The sequence below is a fragment of the Pseudoalteromonas sp. SR45-5 genome (assembly GCF_014163565.1).
In the GTDB taxonomy this organism is placed as follows: Bacteria; Pseudomonadota; Gammaproteobacteria; order Enterobacterales; family Alteromonadaceae; genus Pseudoalteromonas; species Pseudoalteromonas distincta.
On sequence record NZ_JACJDN010000889.1, the window covers coordinates 1 to 1,241 of the forward strand.

At 42.4% G+C, this 1,241-nt stretch carries 1 protein-coding gene; it reads left to right on the forward strand.

Features of this window, described 5'->3' with window-relative positions:
- Window positions 1-1,241 (forward strand): amidohydrolase family protein (locus H5072_RS19855; protein ID WP_182694566.1); only part of this gene is annotated, 1,241 nt, incomplete at both ends.

Here is a 1,241-nt window from a genome sequence, read left to right on the forward strand (position 1 = left end):
TGCCTTACTTTGCTTAACCACTTTTAATAGCCATGCAGTTACATACCTATCGGCTAAAGCCATGATTGATGTTAAAGATGGCAAGCTCATTAAATCGCCCTTAATTACTATAGATGATGGCGTGATCACTAATGTTGAACAAAATAAAAAACCAACGCTAACTAAAGATGATAAACATATCCAACTCCCTGATTTGACCCTTATGCCTGGTTTAATGGATATGCATGTGCATTTAACGAGTGACCCTACGGTGCCGCGCAGTGAACGTTTAGGCCAGTCAGTTCCTAGAATGGCGATTAAAGCGGCTCATTTTGCTAAAAAAACCTTAGAAGCTGGATTTACAACAGTACGTAATGTTGGCGCAGAAGGTTACAGCGTCATAGCCGTGCGTGACGGCATAAATGCGGGTGACATAGTTGGCCCTCGTATTTGGGCTGCAGGCCCATCACTCGGCATTACTGGCGGGCACTGTGATAACAACCGCCTACCTCCTGAGCTTAAATATACTTCAAGTGGCGTCGCAGACGGTCCATGGGCTGCGCGTATAAAAGTACGCGAAAATATTAAATACGGGGCAAATGCTATTAAGTTTTGCGCCACAGGTGGAGTATTTTCAAAAGGGACTAAAGTAGGTGCACAGCAGTATTCTTTTGAAGAAATGAAAGCCATTGTTGATGAAGCCCATATGCGAGATTTACCAGTAGCTGCTCACGCACACGGTACAAGCGGTATAAAAACAGCCATTAAAGCAGGTGTTGATAGCGTAGAGCATGCCAGCTTTTTAGATGACGAAGCGATAGCGCTTGCCAAAGAGCATGGAACTTGGCTTTCTATGGATATTTATAACACCGAATACACACTCACTTATGGCGAGCAAAACGGCGTAGACGAAGAAAACCTAAATAAAGAGCGCCAAGTTTCTAAAAGGCAACGTGATAGCTTTAGCCGCGCTGTAAAAGCGGGTGTTAAAATGGTCTTTGGTACCGATGCAGCAATTTACCCGCACGGAGATAATGCAAAACAGTTTAGTCGCATGGTTGAATTTGGCATGACAGAACTACAAGCCATTCAAGCATCAACTATTAATAGCGCTAAGTTATTAAAAATGGATACTCAGTTAGGACAAATTAAAACCGGATTTGCAGCTGATATAATTGCGGTTAAAGCAAATCCTCTTAAAAGTATTAAAACCTTAGAGGCAGTACCTTTTGTAATGAAAGCAGGAGTTGTTTATAAAAACC